Source organism: Streptomyces sp. NPDC047525, from assembly GCF_040643025.1.
GTDB lineage: Bacteria > Actinomycetota > Actinomycetes > Streptomycetales > Streptomycetaceae > Streptomyces > Streptomyces durmitorensis.
In genome coordinates, this window is record NZ_JBEYTL010000008.1 from 236,306 (window position 1) to 256,957 (window position 20,652).

A 20,652-nucleotide genomic window follows, 5' to 3' on the forward strand; every position below is an offset into this window, starting at 1 on the left:
GGTTAACACTACCGGATCCAACAAACATTCCCCCTCTTCTCATCCGGCTACCAGCTGTCAGGGCGCAAGCGGCAGCACGCTCGCGCCGGTCGCGTCGAGCGCCAGACGATTGGCCGCCCAGCCCTCTCCCGCAAGGCGTGCGACCTTGTCCGCCGCACTCTCATCGGCCAGCGCGAGGACCGTGGGTCCCGCGCCGGAGATCATTGCCGGGACACCGTCCGCGCGCAGGCGTTCCACCAGGGCGGCGCTCTCCGGCATGGCGGGCGCGCGGTACTCCTGGTGGAGCCGGTCCTCGGTTGCGGGAAGCAGCAGCTCGGGGCGCCTGGTCAGGGCCTCGACGAGCAGTGCGGCCCGGCCCGCGTTGGCGGCCGCGTCGACGTGCGGGACGGTGCGCGGGAGCAGTCCGCGCGCGGTCTCGGTGAGGACGGGCTTTCCCGGTACGAAAACCACCGGAACGATGGAACCGGCGGGCTCCATCCTGATCGCCCGCGCAGATCCGCCGTCCATCCAGGAGAGCGTGAACCCGCCGAGCAGACAGGCGGCGACGTTGTCCGGGTGGCCCTCGATCTCGGTGGCGAGCTCCAGCAGGGCGTTGTCGTCGAGACGGGCGTCCCCGCCTATCGTCACGGCGCGCGCGGCGACGATGCCCGCGCAGATGGCGGCGGACGAGGAACCGAGGCCCCGGCCGTGCGGAATGCGGTTGGCGCAGACGATTTCGAGCCCGCGCGGCTGTCCGCCGAGCAGGTCGAAGGCGGTACGCAGGGAACGTACAAGCAGATGCGACTCGTCGCGCGGGAGCGTCTCGCTGCCCTCACCTGCGATGTCGATGTTCAGTCCGGTGTCGGCCACCCGCACGACGACGTCGTCGTACAGACCCAGCGACAGCCCGAGGGCGTCGAAGCCCGGGCCGAGGTTGGCGCTGGTGGCGGGGACGCGCACCCGGACGGCGGCGGCGCGGAACGCGGGACCGGCCATCGCTCGATGACTCTCCTTGAGCTGCGATCTTTTGAGGACTTGCCACGTGATGAGGCACTACCCGAAGGCCGCTCTGCGGCAGCACCGCGGCATATGCGGCGGGGCGGGTTAGGTACAGCCTATCGAAGGAAGGTTCTGTGGCGACATAGGGCGCACAGGAGGCGCACGATGCGTGTCGTAAGCCCCCTGTGCACCCCCTATGCGGAGTTGCGGGTTTTCCGGACGGATATGCCCGCCCTGCCGCCTGCGATAACGGCGACCGGCGTGATCAGGCCAGACCGAGTCGCTCGGCCGCGGCGGCCGAGTCGACCGGGACCGTGACCGGCTGCGGCGCGCCGGCGACGGCCCAGTCCGGGTCCTTGAGGCCGTTTCCGGTGACGGTGCAGACGATGCGCTGCCCCTTGTCGACCTTGCCCTGCTCGGCGGCCTTCAGCAGACCGGCGACCGAGGCGGCCGACGCCGGCTCGACGAAGACACCCTCCTGGGACGCCAACAGCTTGTAGGCGCGCAGGATCTCACGGTCCGTCACCTCGTCGATGAAGCCGTCCGACTCGTCGCGCGCGTCGAGGGCGAATTGCCACGACGCGGGGTTGCCGATGCGAATCGCGGTGGCGATCGTCGACGGGTCCTTGACGATCTCGCCGCGCACGATGGGCGCGGAACCGGAAGCCTGGAAGCCCCACATACGGGGAGTGCGCGTCGAGATCGAGTCGGCGGCGTACTCCTTGTAGCCCTTCCAGTAGGCCGTGATGTTGCCCGCGTTGCCGACCGGCAGGACGTGGATGTCGGGGGCGTCGCCGAGCGCGTCCACGATCTCGAAGGACGCGGTCTTCTGGCCCTCGATGCGGAACGGGTTGACCGAATTGACCAGCGCCACCGGGTAGTTCTCGGAGAGCGCGCGGGCGAGGTTCAGGCAGTCGTCGAAGTTCCCGTCGACCTGGAGGATCTTCGAGCCGTAGACGAGCGCCTGGCCCATCTTGCCGAGCGCGATCTTGCCCTGCGGCACGAGGACCGCGCAGACCATTCCCGCGCGTACGGCATAGGCGGCGGCCGAGGCCGACGTGTTGCCGGTGGAGGCGCAGATGACGGCCTTCGCGCCCTCCTCCTTGGCCTTCGTGATCGCCATCGTCATGCCGCGGTCCTTGAAGGACCCGGTCGGGTTGGCGCCCTCGACCTTGAGATGCACCTCGCAGCCCGTGCGCTCGGAGAGCACCTGCGCGGGTACGAGCGGCGTGCCGCCCTCGCGGAGCGTCACGACCGGCGTCGTGTCGGAGACGGGAAGACGGTCCCGGTACTCCTCGATGATTCCGCGCCATTGGTGGGTCATTGCTGCTTACTCCCCTTCAACCCGCATGATGCTGGCGACACCACGCACGGTGTCGAGATTCCGCAGCGCCTCGACGGTGCCGGTGAGGGCTGCGTCGGGCGCGCGGTGGGTGACGACGACGAGGGAGGCCTCGCCGTCCTTGCCCGTCTGACGGACCGTATCGATCGATACGCCGTGCTCGGCGAAGACCGTCGCGACCTGGGCGAGTACACCCGGCTTGTCGGCTACGTCGAGGCTGATGTGGTAGCGCGTGACGACCTCGCCCATGGAGCTCACGGGCAGCTGGGTGTACGCGGATTCGCCGGGCCCGGTGGCTTCGCCGAGCTTGTTCCGGCAGACGGCGACGAGGTCGCCGAGGACGGCCGACGCGGTGGGCGCGCCGCCCGCGCCGGGCCCGTAGAACATGAGCTGGCCCGCGGCCTCCGCTTCCACGAAGACCGCGTTGTACGCCTCGCGGACCGACGCGAGCGGATGGCTGAGCGGAATCATCGCGGGGTGCACGCGCGCGGTGACGGAGCCGCCGTCGGCGGCCCGCTCGCAGATGGCGAGCAGCTTGATGGTGCAGCCCATGCGCTTCGCGGACGCGAAGTCGGCGGCGGTCACCTCGGTCATGCCCTCGCGGTAGACGTCGTCGAGACGCACGCGCGTGTGGAAGGCGATGCCGGCGAGGATCGCGGCCTTGGCGGCGGCGTCGAAGCCTTCGACGTCGGCGGTCGGGTCGGCCTCGGCGTACCCGAGAGCGGTGGCCTCGTCGAGGGCTTCCTGATAGCCGGCACCGGTGGTGTCCATGGCATCGAGGATGAAGTTGGTCGTGCCGTTCACGATGCCCAGGACGCGGTTGACCTTGTCACCGACGAGGGACTCGCGCAGCGGCCGGATCAGCGGAATGGCACCGGCGACGGCGGCCTCGTAGTACAGATCCCGGCCGTGCTCCTGGGCGGCGGCGTGCAGCGCGGCGCCGTCCTGGGCGATGAGCGCCTTGTTCGCGGAGACGACGGACGCGCCGTGCTCGAAAGCGGTGGTGATGAGGGTCCTGGCAGGCTCGATGCCCCCGATGACCTCGACGACGACATCAATGTCACCGCGTTTGACCAGCGCGGTCGCGTCCGTGGTGACCAGCGAGGGGTCGATCCCGTCCCGCACCTTCGACGGGCGGCGGACGGCGACCCCGGCGAGCTCGACCGGGGCACCGATCCGGGCCGTGAGGTCGTCGGCATGCGTCGTCATGATGCGCGCCACCTCTGAGCCGACAACCCCACAGCCCAGCAGCGCCACCTTCAGCGGACGCGTACGCATCATCCGACCTCACTTCTCATACATCTACAGTGGGACCAGTCTCACCCACCGGATCGCAGTTTCTATCCACGGTCCGGATCGTGAGACATCTATTTCACTGGCCGATACTTGGCCGGCCAGTGCCTCTCGGCCGATTTTTCCTCAGCCGACATCCAGACGCAGGAGATCTTCCTCCGTCTCGCGCCGGACGATGACCCGCGCCTCACCATCCCGCACGGCGACGACCGGCGGACGGAGGGCGTGGTTGTAGTTGCTCGCCATGGAACGGCAGTACGCACCGGTCGCGGGCACGGCGATCAGGTCGCCGGGAGCGAGGTCGGCCGGCAGGAACGCGTCCTTCACCACGATGTCCCCGCTCTCGCAGTGCTTGCCGACGACGCGGACGAGCATGGGCTCGGCGTCGGACTCGCGCGAGACGAGCGCGACGCTGTACTCGGCGTCGTAGAGAGCGGTACGGATGTTGTCGGACATGCCGCCGTCGACGGAGACGTACGTACGCAGTCCTTCGAGCGGCTTGACGGTGCCGACCTCATAGAGGGTGAAGGCGGTGGGCCCGACGATGGCGCGCCCCGGCTCGACGGAGATACGAGGGGTCCGCAGATCGGCGGCCTCGCACTCGCGCGTGACGATCTCGCCGAGCGCCTTGGCGATCTCGTGCGGCTCGCGGGGGTCGTCCTCGGAGGTGTAGGCGATGCCGAGCCCGCCGCCGAGGTCGATCTCGGGAAGCTCGACGCCGTGCTCGTCACGGATCTCGGCGAGCAGCTGCACCACGCGCCGCGCGGAGACCTCGAACCCGGCCATGTCGAAGATCTGCGACCCGATGTGCGAGTGCACGCCGATGAGCTCGAGCCCGTCGAGCTGGAGCGCCCGCCGCACAGCCTCGGCGGCCTGTCCCCCGGCGAGGGCGATGCCGAACTTCTGGTCCTCGTGGGCGGTGGCGATGAACTCGTGGGTGTGGGCCTCGACGCCGACGGTCACGCGGATCTGCACGCGCTGACGGACACCGAGCCGCTCGGCGATGTGCGCGACGCGCGCGATCTCCTGGAAGGAGTCGAGCACGATGCGTCCCACGCCGGCTTCGACGGCCCGCTCGATCTCGTCCTCGGTCTTGTTGTTGCCGTGGAAGGCGATGCGGTCGGCGGGCATCCCGGCGGCGAGGGCGGTGGCGAGCTCGCCGCCGCTGCACACATCGAGGTTGAGCCCCTCCTCGTGCAGCCACCGCACGATGGCGCGCGAGAGGAAGGCCTTCCCCGCGTAGAAGACATCGGCGTCGGAGCCGAAGGCACCGCGCCAGGCGTGGCAGCGGGCACGGAAGTCGGCCTCGTCGAGGAAGTAGGCGGGCGTGCCGAACTCCTCGGCGAGCCGGGTCACTTCGATCCCGCCGACGGTGACGACGCCGTCGGCGCTCCGCCCGACGGTCTGCGACCAGACCTTCGGGTCGAGGGAGTTCAGGTCGGCGGCCGGGGCGGTGTAGTGCCCCTCGGGCAGTACGTCGGCGTGGCGGGGCCCGGCGGGGTGTGCGGAACGGCTCATGTCGCGGTCGTCTCTCTCACTTCATTCACGTCTGTCTTCACGTGTCACAAGTACTCGGGGGCACTGATGCCGAGCAGGGACAGGCCGCCTGCGAGCACCGTCCCGGCGGCTTCGGCGAGCGCGAGCCGGGCGCGGTGGGCGGCCGAGGGTTTCTCGTCACCAAGCGGCAGGACGGCGGGCTTGAAGGCGAGGAAGGCATCGGCGGTGGTGACGAGATGCCGGGCGAGGCGGTCGGGGGCGCGGTGGCGGGCGGCTGCGGCGAGGACGCGGGGGTGGTCGGCGAGGGCGTCGAGGAGGGCTTGGGCTTCTCCGCCGTCATGTGTCTCGCCGGGGGCGGCGGCGAAGCCGAGGGCGGCGGCGTTGCGGGTCAGGGCGCGGGTGCGGGAGTGGGCGTACCGCACGCGGAAGAGGGGGTTGGCGGCGCGCTGGACCAGATGTTCGTGCTCGTCGCCGATGCGGGGCCGGTCGTGGGCGGCGGGGTACAGGAGGGCCCACCGGGCGGCGTCGCGGCCGAGGGGGGTGGGGTCCTGCGGGGCGGGGACGGGGCGGAGGGTCTCCGTCTGCGCGGTCGGCTCTGCCTGGGCGTCGAGGTGGACACCCAGGGAGCCCCAGCCGGGGTCGGGCGCTTCGTCGCAGGTGAGGCGTGCGAGAACGCCCTGGGATACGAGGATCCGGCGCAGCGAGTCGGCGAGCACGGCGGCGCGGACTTCGCGGGGGAAGCGGAGCTGTCGGGCTTCGCCGGTGGCCTCGACGTGCCCGTAGGAGACGCCGCGGGTGAGTACGTCCCTTACGAAACCGGCGGAGGCGCTGCCACTCTTGCCGCTCTTGTCACCGCTCTGGTCGAGAGTGATGTTGAGGAAACCGGGCCCGGTGATGTCGATGGCCGCGATGCCGGGCTCCCGGGCGAGGCGCGGGGACAACACTTCGGCCACCTGGAGCGGCGAGCGCCCTGCGGCGCGGGCGACCTGTAGGGCGACGTTGGTGGCGTAATCCCCGCAGCCGCCGGGCCGGGGCCGCTCGACGAGGACCCTCCCGGCCGTGCCCACGTCATCGAGGTCGTCCAGGCCGCTGAGCTCCCCGTCATCGACGGCACGGCGCATGGCGCGCAGCACGGTGCGGGAGAGCTCGACGGGGGTCACGGGACAAGCGTATGGGAGGAGGGGGGTGGAGACGCGACCCGGTTTCCCGGATGGTCCGGGATGTGGACGGGGAGGGGGCTATGTGGCCCCTACGCAGGCGAGGTCGGCGAGGCTGACTCGCGGATCGGCAGCGGCGCGTCGGGACAGCCGCCGGGTCAACCACCGGAACGGTCGCTGGGTCAGCCGCCGGAACGGCCGACGCGGGAGGCCTCCCCGGCGGCCCCGCACTCATTGCCGAGGGCACCACGCCCGCCACGCTCGCTGCCGCGTTCCATCAACTGCCGTACGATTCCCAGCAGTTCGGCAGGTTCGAAGGGCTTGGCAAGGAAGGCGTCCACCCCCACCTCAAGCCCGCTCTCCACCTCGTACTGGGTGCAGGCACTGACGATGACGATGGGCAGATCCCGGGTCCGCGGATCGGAGCGCAGCCGAGCGGCGGTACGCAGCCCGTCGAGGCGGGGCATCACCACGTCGAGCGTGACGACATCGGGCCTGACCTGGTTCACCACATCCAGGCACTCGGCACCATCGGCCGCGGTCACGACCTCGAAGCCCTCCAGCTCGAGGTTGACCCTGATCAGTTGCCGGATGACCTTGTTGTCGTCCACAACAAGCACGCGGCCGGACACGCCTGACACAACTCGAGAGTAGGTCCGCGCCCGCCACCGCGTCCGGGTTTTCCCCACTCCCGCCCCGTGCGGGGGACTGTGCGGCGGGGCGGACGCAGAGCGTCCGGCGGACCAAGGGTGACCTCTGGGACGCAGGGTGCGGATGCGGCGGCGCTACGGCTACGGAGTACGGCACGGAGGTGGGGAAATACCTGTTCATGGGGAGCCGTTAGGAGCTGGTAGGGTTCTACTTGTCGTCGCGAACACCGCGCTGACACGCCCCCGTAGCTCAGGGGATAGAGCATCGGCCTCCGGAGCCGGGTGCGCAGGTTCGAATCCTGCCGGGGGCACCTTGTATTAGGTGCCCGAAGACCCCGTCACCAGCGGAAACGCTGAGGCCGGGGTCTTCGCGTATCTACAGGCGCGTGCAGGCAGATGCCGTCGAAAGCAGCCGTTTGCCAGTGATCACGCTGTAATAGCGTGTTGATCTTGTGGGCCTTCATGGCACGTCACAAGGCATACGACCGCCTCCGAACATAGCCCTTTGGACCATACGTGGACAGGCGCGAGCCCCGGACCGTTCCCAGCCCGGGGCTCGCATTCGCCAGTCGTGCGGTTGGTCAGTCTTCGGTGTCGTCCTCCTCCCCCAGTCCGTGCATGATCCGGTCGTTCATCTCTTGCTCCTGGCCGTCGATGCACTTGGCGTAGTTCTTCAGAAGGACGTCCACCGAGTGGCCCGCGCGAGCGGCGACCTCCGGCGCGGGTACACCGGAGTTGAGCCACTGGGAGACGCCCGGCGTCGCCGCGCCTCGTGCCCGAAGTCCGGATGAGGTGATGTCTCCGGTGCGTGATTCTGCGAGGTGAGAGGGGAATGCAGCTCTGGGGGAGCCAAGCCAAGGGAGGGGCTAGCAGGTGGCGCAGCGTGGTAGCAGCCGCGGCAATGAGTACCAGCGGCAACAGCAAGCCTTACGTCGGGCCCAGGATAAGCAGGCACGTCAGGTGGAGCGGGAGCGGAAAGCAGCTGAGACGGCCAGCAAGCGGCAGGAGCGTGAGCGGAAGGCCGCATATCAGGAGCGGCAGGCCGAGCAGGCGCAGGTGCGCACGATCGGGATCGAGCACGAGGTTGAGCAACTGGGGCAGTTGCTCCGTGACGCGTTGGTCGGTGATCCGCCAACGACCTTTGAACGCCGACGGAGGACGCACAAGCCAAGAGTGTGGGACGAGCGTCCCTGGTCTCGACCGGAACCCTCCCCGCGCTGGGAGGAGTTCGCGCCGCCTGAGCCCGGCGGTCTGGCTGCTGTTCTGGGTCTTGGCAGGAAGCGCTACGAGGCTGAAGTCGCTGAGGCCCGCGTGCGCTTCGGCGGTGCGCAAGAACGCCATAGACGAGCCGAGGACGAACGGCTGGCAACGCTGGAGCGGAAGCAGGCCGAGTACCGTCAAGCCGAAGAGCGTGCCCTTGAGGAAATTGGCGCCTCCAACCGGCAGTTGGATGAGGAACGCGAGGCGTACAGAGCCGGGGAGCCCGCGGCAGTGGAGGCGCACCTAGGTGCCGTGCTGGATGCGTCGAGTTACCCCTTGGGCTTCCCGCACGAGCATCGAATCGCCTTCCGCCCTGCTACCGGTGACGTACTTGTTGAGGTCCACCTGCCCCCGGAGGGGATCGTTCCGGCTGCGCGGGGCTATCGGTATGTGAAGAGTCGAGATGAGACGACCGTGCTGCCTCGGCCGGAGAAAGAGCGTAAAGAGCTCTACGCCTCCGTCCTGGCGCAAGTCGCTCTGCGGACGGTCCATGAGATCTTGACAGGCGATCCGGACCGGATCATCAATGGCGTCATCTTGAACGGCCACGTGAAAACCATCAACCGCGCCACCGGCCAAGAGGTATCACCCTGCCTGGTCACGCTCAGCGCCAGCAGAGAGCAGTTCGGGAAGCTCCGACTCAGCCAGGTTGATCCCGTGCACTGCCTCAAGGGACTCAACGCGCTGGTGTCTCCCAACCCATACGACCTCGAACCGATCCGGCCCATCATCGAGTTCGATCTGTCGAAGTATCGCTTGATGGACAGCATGGACGTGGTGGCTGATCTGGACAGCAGGTCCGTGCTGGTGAAGTTGACGCCCACTGAGTTCGAGCACTTGATCCGCCAACTGTTTGAGGCGATCGGTATGGAGGCCTGGAACACTCAGGCGTCGAAGGACGAGGGCGTTGACGCGATTGCTGTCAGCAAGGACCCCGTCTTCAACGGTGAGTGCATCATCCAGGCCAAGCGCTACACCAGGCTGGTGGGCGTCGAGTCCGTCCAGGCACTCGCCGGAGTGGTCGAGCACAAGCGCGCCGCCAAGGGGGTCCTCATCACCACGTCGTGGTTCGGCAGGGCTAGCCACGACTTTGCTCGCCAGCATGGCCGACTACAGCTCATCGAAGGACCAGAGCTCAAGTACTTGATCAAGGAGCACCTTGGCAAGGACGTGATTCCTGGCCCGGTTCCCCCAAAGAGGCGCCCCTCACGCTGAGGGGACGCCTGCCCTTTCAGGGGCGGGGCCATGAGGCCGCCCCTGGGCCGTCCGAGGCCGCTCGGCAACAGCCGACAACGACCAATGACAACCTCTCAGGCACATGCGCCCGCCGCCCTGATCAGCAAGAACCCAGCTCCCCAAGGTCCCCGACAAGACCCAGGGCAAGAAGACACGTCATAAGTCGCCCATTGAGACTCCACCGCCCCGGCGCTTCCCATTCCACCCGAGACGCAATGGAGGTCGACAAACCAAAACCCCTTTGTGACCCTTAAGCTAGAGCACGATGTTCAAGAACAAGGAGGATTGCTGGCTTGGGGGGCGCCCTCACCGATCAGGAAGAGCTTAGCGGGTCTTCAGGTGATGTCAGGACGTGATGTTGGGAAAGCGCTGGGTAAGCGTAGGCCACCACGTGGGGTGCTGACTTACAACAAACCGAATCGCGGGAGCACTCTCCAGCATTCCTGCGACATACTCATCCCAGCAATCGTAGTTGTCAGTTTCAGGCGCTAGCGACTTAATAAGAAGGCCATAGTCAAGGGAGTCGGCGAACATTTCTGCCAGCACTAGAATCCGAAGCCTTTCGGCTTCTTCCTGAGGCAACGAACTTCCCGCATAGAAGTAAGGTATATATTGCGGGTTTTCGAATAGCGCGCTACCAATACCGTGAAGTCTATCCAGGCTATTGTGAACAGCAGATGCGGCAGATATTCCGTTGTTTATGTTAGTCTGCCTGGCCAGTTCTCGGGTTTGTCGCGCAGCAAAGAGTATGGAGAGCACTGCAGCAAGTGAGGCGATCAGGCCAAATATGAGCGCTGCCAACTATTCCCCCGTGAGAGATTCTCCTGCTAGTCGCTCACCTTCCCGCTGCTGGGCTACCCGACGCCTGTCGGTGGGGGCGGACAGGCGTGCAACAGCGCACTCGCGGGTCAGGTAGTGCGGAGGACGCCAGTCCGAGCTACCTGCACCTATTGGCATTTCGCTTCAGCACCCACCGCCTAATTGATCAGCACAGGCCTCAGCCGGGTACGACCCGCCCTAGCCTTCGGCACTGGCAACCGCTCGGCGCGCTTGCAACTCTCTATGCCGCCGTCTGCGGTATAGCAGCGAAGTTCAGCAACTGACGCCGTCCCGTAGCGTCCCCGTATGACGGGGACGCAATCGGCATGACCGTCAGCGACCGATCTCTCTAGAGCTAGGGACCCGAAGGCTTCTGGCATCACGGCTGACATCAACGACGTCGGACGGAGGCATACACCAGCGTCTCTGTCCGACTGCCGCCGCAGTCGTCGGCTGGAGCCGGAGCAGGCTCGGATCGAACTCCTGAAGCGGTGGTCAGCTGTCTTCTGACGTTCAGCTCGTCCAGCCTCTCGGTTGGCTCTGCCGCTCGTCCGGGCTGCGGCGCAAGCGCCGTGCAGAACAGTGGCCCCGTTCGACAGTCCGCCGAGAAGCGGTGCTGTACGGGGCCAGGAGTAGCGCAGCCTCTGGACGTATGGTGCTGAGGCGTACCAGGCTGTCGCCGAAGACGTTCACGTCGGCCGCGAGGCCTGGGAAGTCGGATTCCAGTCCCAATTCTGTGAGTTGCGAAGCCAGCAGGTCGGCGCTGTGCCTGGCCTGCGTCCATCCTCGGACCTAGGGGACGCCTGGCCTCAAGTCCTCGGCAGGCTCGGCAACGACTCCTCGCCGGTCGGTCCTAGTGTCAGTCCTCTCGTGTCCGTTGTTCGGTGCTTTCGTCGGATCCGCTGTTGCTGCTCCTCCCGCTCGCCAGCGCGAGTCGGAGGAGTTCAGCCAGGCGTTCCGCCGTTGCCGGTGACACTCTCCCGAGTTCGATCAGGCCGTGGCCGAAGGCGTTGAGGTCAGCTCGAAGGTAGGGGAAGTCCTTTTCCATCCCCGCAGCCGTCAGGATGTCCCGCAGAGCAGTCGTCGCGTTGCGGGCCGCGTACCAACCGTCGCTGTCCAAGGGGGACCACTGGGCGGCGTCCTGGTGGTCGCGTGGTTCATCCCGCATCGGTCGCCGACCTCTCGGGAGCGGCCATGTGCACGGCAGCCGGCGAGGGGTACTTCTCGCCGTACCGGTCGACCCGTGCCAGCAGTTCAGAGGCGGCGACGAGCATGGTTGCCAGAGCGATCGGACGTAGCGGATTGGCCTCAGGGCGGCGTACCGGTGCGTGGAGCCACTGGTAGCGGTCTCCCGACAGGGGCATGGGGCCGGGGACGACGACGGCTGAGCCGAGGCTCAAGTAGCGGTAGTCGGGCGGCGTCTGAGTCTCCCGTGCTAGGAATTCCGCGAAGGCCTCCTCGCTACGGGAGTTGAGCAGGAAGCCCACACGTCGGGCCTTGTGGTCGGCGATGACAGGGCCGAACGGCATGCATCGGCGGAAGAGTTGGTCGAAAGTCTCCAAGCCCGTGTTCTGCTCTATCGTCACCACGTCGAAGAGACGACCGGTCGGCAGCAGACACGGGGTGCGCGGGTCGTCCTCCCAGACCGCCCGGCACATCACCGGATCGTCAGCAGCGGCGGAGAGCCACTCGACGCCCCTCCTGGTCATCCTCTGCACGTCATCTCACCTCGGTCTGACTGGGTCAGCAGCTTCGGTGCTGCCGTGCGTCCAGACTCCTGGCCAGGGCCCTGACCAGGACAGATGACGAGAGGGGACAGGGGATGACGAGGGATACGCCGGACCGTCACCCCCTGTCGTCCCCAAAGCAGAAAGGATCTCCTGCCACTTCCAGCGCGAGGGGACTACCTGCGCGTAAATTCGGTGGTGAGCCTGAGTGTCGTACCGGCGCACGCGCGGGGAGGGAACGGCCACGTCATCGATGCAGTCGACCAGCATCCGCCTGCGTGAGGCCCGGGCCAGACTGGGCTGGAGTCAGCCGCGCTTGGTACGCGAGATACGCCAGGTCGCCACGCGCCGGGGACACCAACTCCCCTCCGATGCAAGCGTGAAGCGGCGGATCGCCAGCTGGGAGAACGGGCACAGCTCGCCGGACGATTTTTATGGGCCTCTGCTGTGCGACGCCTACGGCATGAGCGCTGCAGAGCTCGGGCTCAACCACGGAACTAGCCACGATGTGGCTCTCCTGGACGCGAGCTACCCAGCCAGTCCCGATGCGGCAATCACGGCCGTGGGGCAGTTGTGGCGCGCTGACCTCAACGGCTACGACCCTCTGCTCCAGGCCGAGCCGTCCGAGCCAGCGTGGAGCGAGGCGTCGTTGCGGTGGTTGGTGGCCCCTGAGCCATCGGCTGCCCAGCAACCTCGAAACAGCGTGCGGGTCGGTCTGGGAGACGTTGCCGCCATCAAGACCACCGCAGACATGTTCGCTCAGCTTGACGACCGCTTTGGTGGGGATCACGCGAGGCATGCCGTCGTGCAGTACCTCAGCCGTGAAGTGGTTCCGCTCCTGCGCGGCCAGTACACCGAACCCGTCGGCCGGTCCTTGTTCTCCACCGTCGCCGAGGCCACGCTCCTCACCGGATGGATGTCGTATGACGCATGCCATCACGGCCTCGCTCAGCGGTACTTCCTCCAGGCCCTACGCCTGGCGCAAGACGCCAATGACCGCCGGCTCGCCGGGAGCATCCTGTCGGCGATGAGCCACCAGGCCACGTTCCTCGGTCGCTTCACTCAGGCCGCGACTCTCGCCCGCGCCGCCCTCATGGGTATCTCCCCCGTCGCCACGCCAACGCTTCGCGCCCAGTTCCACGCCATGGAAGCTCGCGCGCTGGCACGAACCGGCGATGTCCGCGCCTGCGAGGCCGCGCTCACTGCCGCGACCAAGGCGCTGGAGAGCCGCAACCACGACGACGAGCCGGAGTGGATCAGCTACTTCGACGAGGCCGAACTCGCCGCCGAGGCCGCCCACTGCTTCCGCGACGTGAACAGCGCTCGCCAGGCCGTCGCGCATGCCGAGAACGCGATGAGTGGCAGCCACGTGCGCAGCGATTTCTTCGCGACCATGGTTCTCGCGGATGCCCACTTACGAGCCGGGGATGTTGAGGAAGCCTGCCGCGTAGCCCTGGACGCGCTCGACCTCGGCGAACAGCTCAAGTCAGCTAGGTGCGTGAGCTACCTGGCAGAGTTTCGACGGGATCTTGAGCGGGTCGACGGCGGTGCGACCGTACGCGACCTCCATGGCCAAGCCCGCGAGCACAGGCTGTGGGTGGCCGCCGGCGCAGAGGCTGGCCACTGACCGCGAGTTCAGAAGGGCTGCCACTGATCACGGCCCTCACCGGTACGCAGCGACTGCACTCGCCGGGCGAACTCCGCGGCGGACCGTTCATTCGTGGCCGCCTGGTGGCCGAGCCAGACCACCATCATCAGCTCACGCAGGTCGGCCAGGACCTCGTACCCCGGCCAGTTCATCAGGTCGAAGCCGTACCGGTGGACGAACTCGGCGTACTCGGCTTTCGTGTGCCAGCCATACCGTTCGTAATAGATCGCGGTCAGGATCAGGTCCCACTCGCGCGGGGCGAGCGCGAAGCCATCGAGGTCGATCAACACGGCGTGCCCGTCACGGTGACGAAGCACATTTCCGATGTTCGCGTCTCCGTGGATCATCCCGAAGGGGAGGACGAAGTCCAGCCGGTCGTACTCCTTCGCGAGCTTCCCGGCTCGATCCCGCAAGAACGCGTGGTCCTCCGTCGTGACCCCGTCGAGGCCCTCGAACGAGGCCCGCAGCTTTGCCAGCGGATTGAAGTACGGGAGGCCCAGCGTTTCAGGTTCCTCTAGCCAGTGCAGGCGACGCAGCAGATCAGCAAGCTCGCCAACCGTGGCGTACTCCTCCTGCTCCTGCGCACTCTCCCAGAAGGTCACCACCCGGCCGCCTACGGTCAGCGGCTGCTCAATCCGGGCTGGCACTCGCGTGGCCGGGAAGTTCTCCCTCTCCAGCCATCGAGCCACTTCCACGACCCGCTCCATCTCCGGGAGAGCCGCCGGGTCGCGAGCGACACGCACGATGAGCGGCAACGACGCCAAGCGGTAGACAGCATTGGACCCCAAGCGCAGCAACTCGGCGCCTGTCGGGTCCAGTTCGGCCTTCTCGCACGCCTCGCGGAGAACGATCTCGACGCCCTCCGCCGTGAACTCCGTACCGCCGTCCTGGCCCTCGTCGCTGCCCGAGATCATGTCTCCGACCTTACGGCGGACACTCACGGCTCGACAGGCCGCCCACGTAATAGGGGCGTAATGACCTTGCTCAGCGAGACCCGTCCCAGACGCTCCCGCTCAGGTCAGGACCGCAACACGATCACCGTCTCATCTGGGCTCCGGAGCCGTGTGCGCAGGTTCGAATCCTTCCGGGGCACCTTGTAGTCGGTGCCCAAAGACCCCGCCCTCAGCGCTTTCGCTGAGGGCGGGGTCTTGGCGTATGTGCAGGCTATTGTCCGTTCACTGTTCATCGGGCTGTGAGCGGTCGGTGGTGCGGGCTGGTTCTCCCGTTCGTGGGTGGCCCCAACCGCGCCGGACCGCCCACCTGATGAGGCCGACCACGAGCGCCGCGGCCACCGAGCCACAGAACTCGGGCAGCGCGGCTTCCAGGGTGTCGAGCACCGTGCTCGGCACGTCGAGAGCGGCGGCAGTGTCGAGTGATGGTGCTCCAAAGTTGGGCTGTCGTGCCATGACGGTCCTCTCCCCTTTTCGGTCTTTCGGTCCCGGCCTGTTTTCAGGTGGTCGTCGCGGAGACAATGGGCTGCCCGGGGGCGGTGGCCCAGCAGGCGCGGGACAGCCTGGGACGCAGGGGGACGCTCTGCTGTTCGCCGGTACCGGGGTGAGCACGGACCGCGGGACGTGGTGGGCTCCTGCGGGACTTCGTACGACGGAAGGCCGGGGGATGACGGCGGAGGTCGACTCGCGTCAGACGTACGCACGATTCCTGCGGCAACAGGCTCACAACGCTGGTCTGGGAGCCAGGGAGCTGGCTGTGCGCTTCGCGCAGGCACAGCAGGAGCAGGACCGGCACGGGGGGAACCGGTCACGGAGGGCGGACGGATGTCCGGTCAGCGGTATGCCCCACTCCAAGTCCCACATCGACCGGGTACTCAAGGCGCAGACCCTGCCTGCGCCGGTCTGGCCGTTCACCCAGCAGTTCCTGATGATCACCAGCAGGGCCGCCGGGCTGACGGCTGAGGAGCACCGCGAACGCCTCACCGCGGCGAAAGTCCTTGTCCGGGACGTCGAGAACGCCCGCTCCTCCGAACTCGTACACGACGGCGCCACGCCCGCCGAGAGCGAACGTGAGGCAGCGGTCGCGGCCCTGCGTCTCGAAGTCGAACTGGAGCGTGCCCGCCACACCGAGACCCGGTTGCGCTACGCGCTGCGGGACGCTCAGTTCCTGATGGCCACCTTGTGGTCCATCATCAGTGCGCTGCGGGACATCATTTCCGACCATGCGGTGCTTGCCGCCTGTGCACAGCGCGACGGTGCCGGTCCCGGCGAACGCGCACGGCTGCACGACGAGACCCGACTGGCCATCAGCCACAAGCAGTCCGCAGACGCCGAAGCCACCAGGGTCGAGTCCCGTATCCGCACGCTGGAGACACTCTGGGAGCAGGCCGGCACCGAGTTGCGCCGTCTCTCCCTCCACCCCGAGGCAGCCGGTCTGCCCGCACCGTCCGACGATCCGCCCCAGCCGTCCCGGCCGTCGCGGATCGTCATCCCGCACGAGCTCCTCGCCCAGCCGGCCCTTGACGACATCGCTGCCGCGTTGCATCGCGTCCATATGGTCAACGCTCAAGAAGAACTCGCCGTCGTCGGCTTCGAGCACGACGTCACACCTGCGGGCATGGCTCCGGCGGGAGGCGAGTTCACTGTGCTGGTGGCGGCCACTCACCTCACCGATCCGGACAACAGGCGGTCCGCCCTGACCACCTTGCTCGCCACGTGGCTGCACCGCCCGGAAGCCCAGGGTGTCGTGATCCGTCTCACGGCTGACCCGGAGCGGGACCTCCGGCAGACGGCCGCCGAAGCGCTGGCCGTTCATTGGGCAGGAGATCTCACCGCGTTGACCGCCGTCTTGGCACTCTTCCTGGACAGCGACGAAGGGGTGCGTGCAATAGCCGCCAAGGTGACTGCCCAGGGGTGGGCGGGTCATGCCGGGGCACGGGATGCCCTCATCGGCCTTATCCACGACATCGATCTGCGCGTCCGCTGTGCAGTAGCGGAGGCACTCGCCGACGGGTGGGCGGGGGATGTCGTCGCCCGGGACGCCGTGATCGTTCTGGCGGGTGACCACAGCGAGTGGCCATATGAGGAAAACACCTGGCGTCAGCCGTTGCGGGCTCGGGCCGCCGGCCGCCTTGCCATGGGGTGGGCGCGGGACACGGTCGCGCGTGATGCAGTGACCGCTCTCGGGCATGATCCCGATGCGGACGTCCGGGACACCCTCCCTGGGACGCTGGCGAGTGGATGGACCGGAGATCCCGTCGCCCGGGACCTCGTCGTCGCGCTCGCGCGGGACAGCAGCTACCTCACCCGGCTCAGTGCTGCGATGTCGCTGCCGGACGGATGGAGGGGTGACCCCGTCGCGCGCGAGGCCGTCGTCCGCCTTTGCCACGACAAGGAGAGGAAGCTGCCGACCATTGCCGCACAGGCACTGAAACAAGGTTGGCCACAGACCTGACCGAGGGCCCTTGGCGGCAGCAGGGACTCCCGAACGCCTTGGTCCAGCTCTTCGAACCTGCCCGGAATCAGGGCTCGATCAGGCCCGCCCTTATTGCGTAGCGCGTGAGTTCCAGGCGGTTTCGTAGGCCCAGTTTGTGGAGCAGGTTCGCTCGGTGTCTGTGGACCGTTTTTATGCTGATGAAGAGCATCTCGGCTATTTCCTTTGACGAGTGGGCCTCCGCCACCAGTTTGAGGACCTCCTCCTCGCGTGCCGTCAGTACCTGGTCGGGTGGTTCCTCGCCGTGGTGGACCCGGTCCAAGTAGTTGCGGATCAGGGCTGTCACCGCGCCCGGGTAGAGGAAGGGCTCGTCCCGCATTGCCGCTCTGCACGCGGCTACCAGGTCGCGGTCTGCCACTGACTTCAGTACGTAGCCGCTGGCGCCTGCCTTCAGTGCCTGGAAGAAGTACTGCTCGTTGTCGTGCATCGTCAGCATCAGTACGCGTACGCCTGGCTTCAGTGCTGCCAGTTCGCGTGCGGCCTGCAAGCCCGTCATGCGGGGCATCGCTATGTCCAGGACCGCCAGGTCGACCTCGTGGGTGCGGGCCAGGGCTATCGCCTCCGCGCCGTCGCCCGCCTCGGCCACGACCTCCAGGTCCTGTTCGCCGTCGAGGATCAGCCGCACCCCGCGACGCACCAGTGCGTGGTCGTCCGCCAGGAGTATGCGGATCCTGGGCGTTGGCTTCTCGCTGATCGTTGTGGTCGTACTCATTTGTTGGGTTCCGGGGTTGAGGGTGGAGGTAGCTGGAGGCTGATCTGTGTGCCTGTCCGTGGGCTTGAGGTGACGTCGAGCGTTGCCCCTATGAACAGGGCCCGTTCGCGCATTCCGCGGATTCCCGCGCCCTCGTGGGCCACCCCCGTACCGCGGCCGTCGTCCACGACCGACAGCACCACCGCGCCTTCGGACCGGCGCAGGCTCAGTTCGACCCGGTCGGCCTCGGCGTGGCGGGCCGCGTTGGTCAGGGCCTCCTGGGCCACCCGGTACAGGACCAACTCCGCCTGTGGGTCCAGCGGTGGCAGGTCGGGGTCGAAGCCGCGCACCACGCGCAGTCCCGCGTGCGTCGCGAACTCCGTGGTCAGGGAGGTGAGCGCGCTGATCAGGCCCAGGTCGTCCAGGACTCCCGGGCGCAGCCTGCGCACCAGGCGGCGTACTTCGTCCAGGCTCCCCCTGGTGATCTCCTGCGCCTGTTGCAGCTCGCCGCGCAGGGGTTCGTCCGCCTCGTCCGACGCCCGCTTCAGGGACAGCAGGACCGCGGTCATGGTCTGGCCGACCTCGTCGTGGAGTTCCTGGGCGATGCGGCGCCGTTCGGATTCCTGGGCGAGCAGGACTCGGGCGGTGCTCGCGGCCCGTTCCTGCTCCAGCCGTTCGAGCATCGCGTTGAAGGTGCGGATCAGCTCGGCGGTCTCGCCGTAACCCTGTTCCGGCAGGCGGTGTCCCGGGCGCAGCAGGTCCACCGTCGTCATCAGGCGGGTGAGGCGGTCGAGCGGGGCCAGGCCGATCCGCAGCAGCGCCGCGTTGGCGACCAGCATCACGGCCAGGCCTGCAATGAGGATGACCGCCTCGGTCAGCACCACCGGCACGGAGACGGTCACCGGCGCCCACAGCAGCAGGGCGGTGGCGCTCCCCAGCACCACCGCGTTGAGCGCGAAGATCCGCCAGAACAGGGACAACGGGGTGATGCCTTCCTCTTGTTGCTGGGCCTGGTCGGCCACTTGCCGAAGCTTGATCGGCTTGATCGGCTTGATCGGCCTCCCGGCCAGCCTGCCCTCTCCCCTTCCGTCCGTCTATGGGGTCCAATGCCCATTTCCGCGATGGGGTCCTTGCCCCGGCGCAGATGGGTATCGCGCCCGATGGGTTTCGTGCGGCCCACCGGCGACGGTGGGGGTGTTGCCGTACAAGACCCGCCCGCCCCCTGAAGAAGGACCCGCCACCATGTCGCTCCCCATCGTCTCCACCCACACTCCCCCGGCCGAAGCCCACGCCGGACGTCTGACCCCGCGCGAGGCCCGTCGCCGCCTGGAGCACGAGCGTGGCTCCCGGCTGGCGCAGTTGCAGGCCATCGGTGAGGCCGGGCATGAGGCGGACGAGCAGGTGATGGCGGCGCAGAAGGACACCCTTGGACGGGTCCTCAAAGAGATCGGGGCCGCCCTCGACCGTGTCCGGGACGGCAGTTACGGAACCTGCCCCGGCTGCTCAAGGCCCATCCCGGTCGAGCGCCTGGAGATCCTGCCCTACACGCAGTTCTGCGTTCCCTGTCAGCGCAAGGCCGACTGATCGCCGCCCGCCCGCCCTCTCTCCTCCCTTCTTCTTCCTCCTCCGTCTCCCGCCCTGCCTTAGGGGTGAAGTGGTGAACCAGCAGCAGATCATCGACGATCGCAGCGCCACGGACAGCGCACGTCTGTCCTCCGAAGACCTCGCCGCCCTGCGCGCGAACCTGCACGAGCAGTTCCTCTTCCGCCGGGAACAGCTGCAGCAGCTCTCCGCCCCCGCGATGACCCGCGCCGACGCGCTCCTCGACCGGCAGAGCGCCGCCCGGACCGAGGTCCGCGTCAAGCTCGCCGCCTCGGCCCGCATGGTCCTCGCCGACGTCGAGGCCGCGCTGAGGCGCATGGATCTCGGCGGCTACGGCGCCTGCCACCTGTGCCGGCGGCCCATCGACCGCGAGCGCCTGACGATCGTGCCGCAGGCCCGCTACTGCGCCCGCTGCCAGCAGGTCCAGGGGGCCGACCGATGATCCCGACACCGCCTCGCCGACTCTTCGCGGGCGTCGCCCTCGACCTGGGCAGCGCCCGGAGCCGTGCCTGGACGTCCGGGCGCCGCATGATCCTCGACGTCCCCACGGTGACCTTCCACGGGGGCGGCGCCGTGTACCCCATCCGACGCGGTGCCATCGTCGACACCCCCGGAACGGCCCGGATGCTCGACCGGCTGCTCGGCCACCGTCTGCCCCGCTTCGGCCGTCCCCTGCTCATCCTGACGGCGCCCGTGCTGGGCGGAGTCGCCTACCGGGCCGAGGCCCGCGTCGCCGTCGAGGTCCTCCGCCCGCGCGCCGTGCTGACCGTCCCCACCGCGCGAGCCGTGGCCTCGGCGGCGGACGCCGATCTGGCCCGTCCCCTGCTCGTCGTGGACATCGGGGCCCATCTCACCGAGGTCGCCCTCCTCGCCGAAGGCGCGGTGGTCGATGCCCGGCACACCGCCCTGGGCACGAGCGACCTGGACCGCCGCATCTCGCCGACGACTGTGCCCGCGTCCCCGTCCCCGTCCCCGGACCCGTCCCCGCCCCTGTCCCCGGATCCCGGAGCCCACATCACCGACTGCGTCGTCGCGATGGTGACCGCCATGCTCGAACAGGACCGCACGCCCCGGACCCGCGTAGCCCTCCGGCGGGGTGCTCTCCTCGCCGGAGGCGGCGCACTGTTCCCCGACATCAGCTGCGGCCTCGCCGCGCAACTGCACGCTCCCGTCCAGCTCGTACCCGCCCCGCACACCGCGGCGGTCCGCGGCGCCGCGAAGCTTCTCCGGGCCGCCCACGGCCACCCCTCCACCCCTCGCTAGGCCCCGCCAGCCCCCGTGCCCCCGCGCCCCCGCGCCCCCACCATC

The 20,652-nt window shown here is 68.1% G+C and carries 19 protein-coding genes, 1 tRNA gene and 1 pseudogene; 7 read left to right on the forward strand and 14 right to left on the reverse strand.

The window, feature by feature from the left end:
- Positions 1–57: 57 nt before the first annotated feature.
- From thrB to ABZ833_RS24550, 6 genes are all read right to left on the reverse strand, one after another.
- Positions 58–975, reverse strand: coding sequence for a homoserine kinase (thrB, locus tag ABZ833_RS24525; RefSeq protein ID WP_249587751.1), 918 nt, complete (start codon positions 973–975; stop codon positions 58–60).
- 268 nt (positions 976–1,243) lie between these two features.
- Positions 1,244–2,302 (reverse strand): threonine synthase, encoded by a 1,059-nt coding sequence (thrC, locus tag ABZ833_RS24530; RefSeq protein WP_249587752.1) that lies wholly within the window; start codon positions 2,300–2,302, stop codon positions 1,244–1,246.
- A gap of 6 nt (positions 2,303–2,308) precedes the next feature.
- Positions 2,309–3,601, reverse strand: coding sequence for a homoserine dehydrogenase (locus ABZ833_RS24535; protein WP_361050030.1), 1,293 nt, complete (start codon positions 3,599–3,601; stop codon positions 2,309–2,311).
- Between the two features lie 138 nt (positions 3,602–3,739).
- Entirely contained in the window at positions 3,740–5,131 is a 1,392-nt protein-coding gene (lysA, locus tag ABZ833_RS24540) for a diaminopimelate decarboxylase (RefSeq protein ID WP_361050033.1), read from the reverse strand.
- Between the two features lie 44 nt (positions 5,132–5,175).
- Positions 5,176–6,270, reverse strand: coding sequence for an ArgS-related anticodon-binding protein NrtL (nrtL, locus tag ABZ833_RS24545; protein ID WP_361050036.1), 1,095 nt, complete (start codon positions 6,268–6,270; stop codon positions 5,176–5,178).
- Positions 6,271–6,449: 179 nt separating this feature from the next.
- Positions 6,450–6,956: a response regulator gene (locus tag ABZ833_RS24550; protein WP_361050039.1), complete on the reverse strand. Its 507-nt coding sequence runs from the start codon at positions 6,954–6,956 to the stop codon at positions 6,450–6,452.
- A gap of 200 nt (positions 6,957–7,156) precedes the next feature.
- Here ABZ833_RS24550 and ABZ833_RS24555 point away from each other — a divergent pair.
- Positions 7,157–7,228: transfer RNA gene (locus ABZ833_RS24555), tRNA-Arg, on the forward strand.
- Positions 7,229–7,498: 270 nt separating this feature from the next.
- Here the strand turns inward: ABZ833_RS24555 and ABZ833_RS24560 are convergent.
- A pseudogene (locus ABZ833_RS24560) lies at positions 7,499–7,672 on the reverse strand (site-specific integrase); the annotation flags it as partial.
- A 118-nt stretch (positions 7,673–7,790) separates the two neighbouring features.
- On the opposite strand from ABZ833_RS24560, the gene ABZ833_RS24565 reads away from it, so the two are divergent.
- On the forward strand, positions 7,791–9,392 hold the full coding sequence (locus ABZ833_RS24565; RefSeq protein WP_361050042.1) for a restriction endonuclease: 1,602 nt from the start codon (positions 7,791–7,793) through the stop codon (positions 9,390–9,392).
- Between the two features lie 366 nt (positions 9,393–9,758).
- Here the strand turns inward: ABZ833_RS24565 and ABZ833_RS24570 are convergent, their stop codons facing one another.
- The 3 genes from ABZ833_RS24570 to ABZ833_RS24580 form a co-directional block, all read right to left on the reverse strand.
- A complete protein-coding gene (locus tag ABZ833_RS24570) occupies positions 9,759–10,214 on the reverse strand; it encodes a hypothetical protein (protein ID WP_361050045.1) in 456 nt (151 codons plus the stop codon).
- 877 nt (positions 10,215–11,091) lie between these two features.
- Entirely contained in the window at positions 11,092–11,400 is a 309-nt protein-coding gene (locus ABZ833_RS24575; RefSeq protein WP_361050048.1) for a hypothetical protein, read from the reverse strand.
- Positions 11,390–11,941, reverse strand: coding sequence for a bifunctional DNA primase/polymerase (locus tag ABZ833_RS24580; RefSeq protein ID WP_361050790.1), 552 nt, complete (start codon positions 11,939–11,941; stop codon positions 11,390–11,392). The genes ABZ833_RS24575 and ABZ833_RS24580 overlap by 11 nt, the downstream gene beginning before the upstream one ends.
- 397 nt (positions 11,942–12,338) lie before the next feature.
- Between ABZ833_RS24580 and ABZ833_RS24585 the strand changes: the two genes are divergently transcribed.
- Positions 12,339–13,586, forward strand: a complete 1,248-nt coding sequence (locus ABZ833_RS24585) for a hypothetical protein (RefSeq protein WP_361050793.1) — start codon at positions 12,339–12,341, stop codon at positions 13,584–13,586.
- An 8-nt stretch (positions 13,587–13,594) separates the two neighbouring features.
- Here the strand turns inward: ABZ833_RS24585 and ABZ833_RS24590 are convergent, their stop codons facing one another.
- Entirely contained in the window at positions 13,595–14,521 is a 927-nt protein-coding gene (locus tag ABZ833_RS24590; RefSeq protein WP_361050051.1) for an aminoglycoside phosphotransferase family protein, read from the reverse strand.
- A gap of 261 nt (positions 14,522–14,782) precedes the next feature.
- Positions 14,783–15,013: a hypothetical protein gene (locus tag ABZ833_RS24595; RefSeq protein ID WP_361050054.1), complete on the reverse strand. Its 231-nt coding sequence runs from the start codon at positions 15,011–15,013 to the stop codon at positions 14,783–14,785.
- Between the two features lie 385 nt (positions 15,014–15,398).
- Here ABZ833_RS24595 and ABZ833_RS24600 point away from each other — a divergent pair, with 385 nt between their 5' ends.
- Positions 15,399–17,012, forward strand: a complete 1,614-nt coding sequence (locus ABZ833_RS24600) for a hypothetical protein (RefSeq protein ID WP_361050057.1) — start codon at positions 15,399–15,401, stop codon at positions 17,010–17,012.
- A gap of 67 nt (positions 17,013–17,079) precedes the next feature.
- Here ABZ833_RS24600 and ABZ833_RS24605 read toward each other — a convergent pair whose 3' ends face one another.
- A complete protein-coding gene (locus ABZ833_RS24605; RefSeq protein WP_361050060.1) occupies positions 17,080–17,763 on the reverse strand; it encodes a response regulator transcription factor in 684 nt (227 codons plus the stop codon).
- Positions 17,760–18,722, reverse strand: coding sequence for a sensor histidine kinase (locus tag ABZ833_RS24610; RefSeq protein WP_361050796.1), 963 nt, complete (start codon positions 18,720–18,722; stop codon positions 17,760–17,762). The genes ABZ833_RS24605 and ABZ833_RS24610 overlap by 4 nt, the downstream gene beginning before the upstream one ends.
- Positions 18,723–18,984: 262 nt before the next feature.
- Here ABZ833_RS24610 and ABZ833_RS24615 point away from each other — a divergent pair, with 262 nt between their 5' ends.
- The 3 genes from ABZ833_RS24615 to ABZ833_RS24625 all read left to right on the forward strand — a co-directional run bounded on the left by ABZ833_RS24615 (position 18,985) and on the right by ABZ833_RS24625 (position 20,607).
- The gene (locus ABZ833_RS24615) at positions 18,985–19,326 is read left to right on the forward strand and encodes a TraR/DksA C4-type zinc finger protein (protein ID WP_361050063.1); all 342 of its coding nucleotides are present in this window, start codon (positions 18,985–18,987) and stop codon (positions 19,324–19,326) included.
- Positions 19,327–19,396: 70 nt separating this feature from the next.
- Complete coding sequence (locus tag ABZ833_RS24620) at positions 19,397–19,786, forward strand: TraR/DksA C4-type zinc finger protein (RefSeq protein ID WP_361050066.1); 390 nt, start codon at positions 19,397–19,399, stop codon at positions 19,784–19,786.
- Positions 19,783–20,607, forward strand: a complete 825-nt coding sequence (locus ABZ833_RS24625) for a rod shape-determining protein (RefSeq protein WP_361050069.1) — start codon at positions 19,783–19,785, stop codon at positions 20,605–20,607. Before ABZ833_RS24620 ends, ABZ833_RS24625 begins: the two co-directional genes overlap by 4 nt.
- Positions 20,608–20,652 lie beyond the last annotated feature (45 nt).

Excerpts from the sequence above, each read along its gene's own strand:
- ABZ833_RS24590 (WP_361050051.1), bottom strand. The coding sequence starts at position 14,521 with ATGATCTCGGGCAGCGACGAGGGCCAGGACGGCGGTACGGAGTTCACG.
- ABZ833_RS24595 (WP_361050054.1), bottom strand. The coding sequence starts at position 15,013 with ATGGCACGACAGCCCAACTTTGGAGCACCATCACTCGACACTGCCGCC.
- thrC (WP_249587752.1), bottom strand. The coding sequence starts at position 2,302 with ATGACCCACCAATGGCGCGGAATCATCGAGGAGTACCGGGACCGTCTT.
- ABZ833_RS24575 (WP_361050048.1), bottom strand. The coding sequence starts at position 11,400 with ATGCGGGATGAACCACGCGACCACCAGGACGCCGCCCAGTGGTCCCCC.
- ABZ833_RS24600 (WP_361050057.1), top strand. The coding sequence starts at position 15,399 with ATGCCCCACTCCAAGTCCCACATCGACCGGGTACTCAAGGCGCAGACC.
- ABZ833_RS24605 (WP_361050060.1), bottom strand. The coding sequence starts at position 17,763 with ATGAGTACGACCACAACGATCAGCGAGAAGCCAACGCCCAGGATCCGC.
- ABZ833_RS24615 (WP_361050063.1), top strand. The coding sequence starts at position 18,985 with ATGTCGCTCCCCATCGTCTCCACCCACACTCCCCCGGCCGAAGCCCAC.
- thrB (WP_249587751.1), bottom strand. The coding sequence starts at position 975 with ATGGCCGGTCCCGCGTTCCGCGCCGCCGCCGTCCGGGTGCGCGTCCCC.
- lysA (WP_361050033.1), bottom strand. The coding sequence starts at position 5,131 with ATGAGCCGTTCCGCACACCCCGCCGGGCCCCGCCACGCCGACGTACTG.
- ABZ833_RS24535 (WP_361050030.1), bottom strand. The coding sequence starts at position 3,601 with ATGATGCGTACGCGTCCGCTGAAGGTGGCGCTGCTGGGCTGTGGGGTT.
- ABZ833_RS24580 (WP_361050790.1), bottom strand. The coding sequence starts at position 11,941 with ATGACCAGGAGGGGCGTCGAGTGGCTCTCCGCCGCTGCTGACGATCCG.
- ABZ833_RS24625 (WP_361050069.1), top strand. The coding sequence starts at position 19,783 with ATGATCCCGACACCGCCTCGCCGACTCTTCGCGGGCGTCGCCCTCGAC.